The organism is Kitasatospora sp. MBT63, from assembly GCF_000710465.2.
Taxonomy (GTDB): Bacteria; Actinomycetota; Actinomycetes; order Streptomycetales; family Streptomycetaceae; genus Kitasatospora.
Window position 1 is genome coordinate 1 of sequence record NZ_JAIZ01000451.1, and the last position, 4,864, is coordinate 4,864.

Annotated in this window: 4 protein-coding genes; all 4 read left to right on the forward strand. The window is 77.9% G+C overall.

What is annotated here, in order from left to right:
• The first annotated feature begins 121 nt into the window (after positions 1 to 121).
• Positions 122 to 391 (forward strand): hypothetical protein, encoded by a 270-nt coding sequence (locus AA75_RS24395; RefSeq protein WP_051813215.1) that lies wholly within the window; start codon positions 122 to 124, stop codon positions 389 to 391.
• Positions 388 to 2,685 (forward strand): heavy metal translocating P-type ATPase, encoded by a 2,298-nt coding sequence (locus AA75_RS24400; RefSeq protein WP_368666607.1) that lies wholly within the window; start codon positions 388 to 390, stop codon positions 2,683 to 2,685. The genes AA75_RS24395 and AA75_RS24400 overlap by 4 nt, the downstream gene beginning before the upstream one ends.
• Positions 2,682 to 3,257: a copper chaperone PCu(A)C gene (locus tag AA75_RS24405; RefSeq protein ID WP_051813217.1), complete on the forward strand. Its 576-nt coding sequence runs from the start codon at positions 2,682 to 2,684 to the stop codon at positions 3,255 to 3,257. Before AA75_RS24400 ends, AA75_RS24405 begins: the two co-directional genes overlap by 4 nt.
• A gap of 143 nt (positions 3,258 to 3,400) precedes the next feature.
• Positions 3,401 to 4,864, forward strand: a 1,464-nt coding sequence (locus AA75_RS24410; RefSeq protein ID WP_063794429.1) for an MFS transporter, incomplete at its 3' end; no start/stop codon positions are given.

Sequence of the window (4,864 nt, forward strand, 5' to 3'; positions counted from 1 at the left end):
CCGGCGCCGGGCGCCGCTCGCGCCCGCCCCCGGCACGGGCCGCTTCCGGCCGCCCCGGCGCAGCCGCGTACCCACGCGGCCGCGGCCGCGCGGCCGACTCCTGAACCGGAGAGAACGCCAGATGAGTGGAACGACGATCGATCGGGCCGGACCGGGCCGGGTACTGGCCGGGTTCGCCCTGCTGCTGGGGCTGCTGTTCGCCGTCTCGTACGGGCTGGGCAGTGCGGTGGGGCCGGTCGCCCCGGGCCTGGCCCCCGCACGGCCCGGGACGGACGGCCCCGGCGCGGGCGAGAACGGGCCGCACGGGCGGCCGGCCGGCGGTGACGACATGTCCGGCATGACGATGGGCTCGCCCGCGCCGTCCGCCGCGGCCCAGCCGGGCCTGCGGTGAGCGGGGGTACGGCCGGGGCGCCCGCCCGGGCCGAGGGCGTCACGGACGAGCTGGTCACCACCGACCTGACGGTCGGCGGCATGACCTGCGGCGCCTGCGTGGCCAGGGTGGAACGGAAACTCGCCCGGATCGACGGGGTCAGCGCGGGCGTCAACCTGGCCACCGGACGCGCCCGGGTGGTGCATCCCGCGTCGGTGCCGGCCGGGAAGCTGGTGGCCGCGGTCGAGGCGGCCGGGTACACGGCCGAACTGCCCGCCGGGCCGGACAGCGGTCCCGCACTGCACGAAGACCTGGTGCCGGCCTGGCAGTTGGCGGTGGTCGCGGCACTCGCGGTGCCGGTGATCCTGCTGGCGATGGTGCCCGGCCTGCAGTTCGAGGGCTGGCAGTGGGTGAGTGTGGCGCTCGCCGTACCGGTGGTGACCTGGGGTTCGGCGGCCTTCCACCGCCGGGCCTGGCAGGGCCTGCGGCACGCCACCGGGACGATGGACAGCCTGGTCAGCCTCGGCATCATCGCCTCGGCGGGCTGGTCGGCGTACGCGCTGCTGTTCGGCGGCGCGGGCGAGCCGGGGATGCGGATGCCGTTCTCGCTGACCGCGGCACCGGGCGAAGGCGCGCACGTCTACCTCGAAGCGGCGGTCGGGGTACCGCTGTTCGTACTGTGCGGGCGCTGGCTGGAGGGCCGGGTCCGGGACCGGACCGGGTCGGCGCTGCGGGCGCTGGCCGAGCTCGGGGCCAAGGACGTCAGCGTGCTGGAGGACGGCCGCGAGCGCCGGATCCCGGTCGAACAGCTGTTGCCGGGACAGGAGTTCGTGGTCCGGCCGGGCGAGAAGGTGGCCACCGACGGGGTGGTGACCGAGGGCGGCTCCGCGCTGGACCTGTCGCTGCTGACCGGCGAGAGCATGCCGGTCGAGGTCGGCCCGGGGGACCGGGTCACCGGCGCGACCCTGAACGTCGGCGGCCGGCTGCTGGTCCGCGCCACCGAGGTCGGCCGCGACACCCAACTCGCCCGGATCACCGCCCTGGTGGCGGACGCCCAGACCGGGAAGGCGCGGGCGCAGCGGCTGGCCGACACCGTCGCCGGGGTGTTCGTGCCGTGCGCGCTGGCGATCGCGGTCTGCGTGCTCGGCTTCTGGCTGGGCGCCGGGGCCGCGCCCTCGGCGGCGGTCACCGCGGCCGTCGCGGTCCTGGTGGTCGCCTGCCCGTGCGCGCTCGGCCTCGCCACGCCGACCGCGCTGCTCGCCGCGACCGGCCGCGGTGCCGAACTCGGCGTCCTGGTCCGTGGACCGGAGGCGCTGGAGAGCCTGCGGCGGATCGACACCGTGGTGCTCGACAAGACCGGCACCCTGACCAGCGGACGGATGGAGCTGATCGCGGCCCACACCGCACCCGGCGCCGACCCGGACACCGTGCTGCGCCGGGCCGGTGCGCTGGAGGACCACTCCGAGCACCCGGTCGGCCGGGCGGTCGCCGCGGCCGCCCGCCGGCGCTGCGGCGAGACGCTGCCGCCGGTGCGCGGGTTCACCGCAGAACCCGGCACCGGGGTGAGCGGCGAGGTCGACGGCGTGGCCGTCCGGGTGGTGCGCCCGGGCGCCGCGGGGACACTGCCCGCCGCGCTCGCCACCGCGCTCACGGCCGCCGAGGCCGACGGCCGGACCGCCGTCGTGGTGGAGCTGGCGGGCGAGCCGGCCGCGCTGCTGGTGGTCGGCGACAGCCTGCGGCCCGGCAGCTACCGGACCGTGCACCGGCTGCGCGCGATCGGACTGACCCCGGTGCTGGCCACCGGCGACGGGCCCGGCGCGGCCCGCGCGGTCGCCGAGCACCTGGGCATCGCCGAGGTGCACTCCGGTGCCTCGCCCGAGCGCAAGGCCGAACTTGTCGCCGAACTGCGGGCGGCCGGCCGGACGGTCGCGGTGGTCGGCGACGGCGTCAACGACGCCGTCGCGCTGGCCGCCGCCGACCTCGGGGTCGCGCTCGGCACCGGGACGGACGCGGCGATCGGGGCCGCCGGGCTGACCCTGGTCCGCGGCGAGATCGAGACCGTGGTCGACGCGGTCCTGCTGGCCCGGCGCACCCTGGCGACCGTCCGGGCCAACCTGTGCTGGGCGTTCGGCTACAACGCGGTGCTCATCCCGCTGGCCGCCGTCGGCCTGCTCAACCCGATGTTGGCGGGCCTGGCGATGTCGGTCAGCTCGGTCCTGGTGGTGGGCAACAGCCTGCGGCTGCGCACCTGGAGCCCGGCGCCGGTACGGTCGGCGCGCCCGGCGCGCCCGGTCCGGGCGGGGGTGGACCGGTGAGGATATCCGGGCGCGCGCTGCCCGTCGCCGCGCCGGTCGCGGCCGCCGCCGTCACCCTGCTGGTGCTCGGTGGCTGGGTGACGGCCGGTGCGGCCGGGCGGGCCGGGCCGGTGCAGGTCGAGCCCGGCTGGGTGCTGGTCCCGGCCGGACGCAGCCCGGTGGCCACCGCGGCCTTCTTCACCGTCCGCAACCCCGGGGACGTCCCGGACGAACTGATCGGCGCCAGTACGGCGGTCGCCGCGCAGGTGACGCTGAGCCGCCACGAGCACCGGGGCGGTGGCGCCCGTCCGGCCGAGACCGCCTCGCTGCCCGTCCCGGCGCGCGGCGCGCTGACCATGGACCTGATGAGCGCCGACCTGGTGCTCGCCCGGCCCGAGCCGCTCACCCCGGGCCGGCGGGTCGAGTTCCGGCTGCGGTTCCGGCGCAGCGGTGAGGTGCGGGTGGCGGCCGTCGCCGTGACCCCGCAACAACTCACCGGTCTGCTCGCGGCGGGCGCGGCGGGCGCTTCGCGTGCGGTGGGGGCTCCGGCCGCGGCGGGCCCCGGCGGCGGGCGGGTGATCGGCGTCTCCTGAGCGGTCGCCGGGGTTCCGGAAGAAATCCGCCACCTGTTCGGAACTCTTCCGCCCCGGCGTCCGACTGGTGTGACGGGTGCCGTGGATCCGCGGCACCCGTCACTACGGGGAGGGCGGTCCATGCCGACATGCGGCGGAGTGTCATGACCGGCGGCTCGACCCGGCCGGCGCCCGCGGGCACCCGGCTCGACAACTGGCCGCTGGTCGGGCTGGCCGGCCTGCTCGCGTTCACCGCCATGCTCGACCTGAACATCGTCACCGTCGCGGTGCCCGGTATCGCCGACGGACTCGGGGTCCCGCCCCAGATCGCCCAGTGGGCCGGACTCGGCTACCAACTCCCGGTGGTGGCACTGCTGTTGCCGATCGGCGGCTGGCTGGACGGCGCCGCAGCCCGACCCGCGCTGCTCGGCTCGCTGACCGGGTTCGCGCTCTGCTCGGCGGCGGCCGCGGCTGCGCCCGGCGCGCCCTGGCTGATCGCCGCGCGCAGCCTCCAGGGCTGCTTCGCCGCCGTGCTGTTCGTGCTGATGCCCGTCCTGGCCGCCACCGCAGTCCGGCCGCAGCTACGGGCCCGGGCGATGAGCGTACCGGCCACCCTCGGCCCGCTCGGCGCCGTGATCGGGCCCGCGGTCGGCGGGCTGCTGCTCGACCACCTCGGCTGGCGCTGGGTGTTCCTGGTCAAACTCCCGCTGTGCGCCGCCGGATTGATCCTCGGCCACCGGTACCTGGGGCGCGGCGGCCGACTGCCCCGCCCGGGCCGCCGCGCCGTGGCCGACGCCGCGCTGATCGGCGCCGCCGTCGGCGCCGTGCTGCTCGCCCTCACCGCGGCACCCGGCTCACCGGGTTGGTTGCTGCTCGCGCTCGTGGCCGTCCCGTGCGTCGCCGGGTGGCTGCGCGGCCCCGGCGGCCGGACGGTCGCCTCGGTGCTGCGCGACTCGGGCAGCTCACCCGTCAACGCGGCGGTGCTCGCGCTGGCCGCGGGCTTCGCCGCGATGCACTACCTGATCGCCCTGCACCTCCAGCGCGACGAGGGGCTCAGTGCCACCGCCACCGGTCTGACCGTGCTTGCCTTCCCGGCCGCCATGGGCCTGGCCGGACCGCTCGGCGGCCGCCTCGCCGACCGCTTCGGCACCCGGCCCACCGCCACCGCGGGCGCCGCGCTCACCGCGCTCGGCCTGCTGCTGCTCATCCCGCTCGACGACCACTGGCCGACCACCTCGATCGCCTGGCGGCTCGCACTGGCCGGCCTCGGCATGGGCCTGTACGGCGGTCCCAGCCAGGCCCTGGTGATGGCGAGCGCCCCGCCGGGCCGGCTGGCCACCGCCGGGTCAGCCGTCCAGCTCGCCCGCTCGCTCGGCTTCGCCCTCGGCCCGGCGCTCGCCACCGCGGCCTGGGGCCTGGCGGGCCGCGGGGACACCGGCATCCGTACCGGCCTGGCCGCGGCGGCCCTGGCGGGCTGCCTCGCGGTCCCGCTGCTGGCCCGCGGCGCCCGGCCCCGGCCCGCGGCGCCGGACGATGTACGGGCGCAGGGCGCAGCGGCGCAGGACGCAGGGCCGCAGGGCGGAGCGGCACAGGGGGGAGCGGACCGGTCGGGTGCCGCACGCGCCTTG

Excerpts from the sequence above, each read along its gene's own strand:
- AA75_RS24395 (WP_051813215.1), top strand. The coding sequence starts at position 122 with ATGAGTGGAACGACGATCGATCGGGCCGGACCGGGCCGGGTACTGGCC.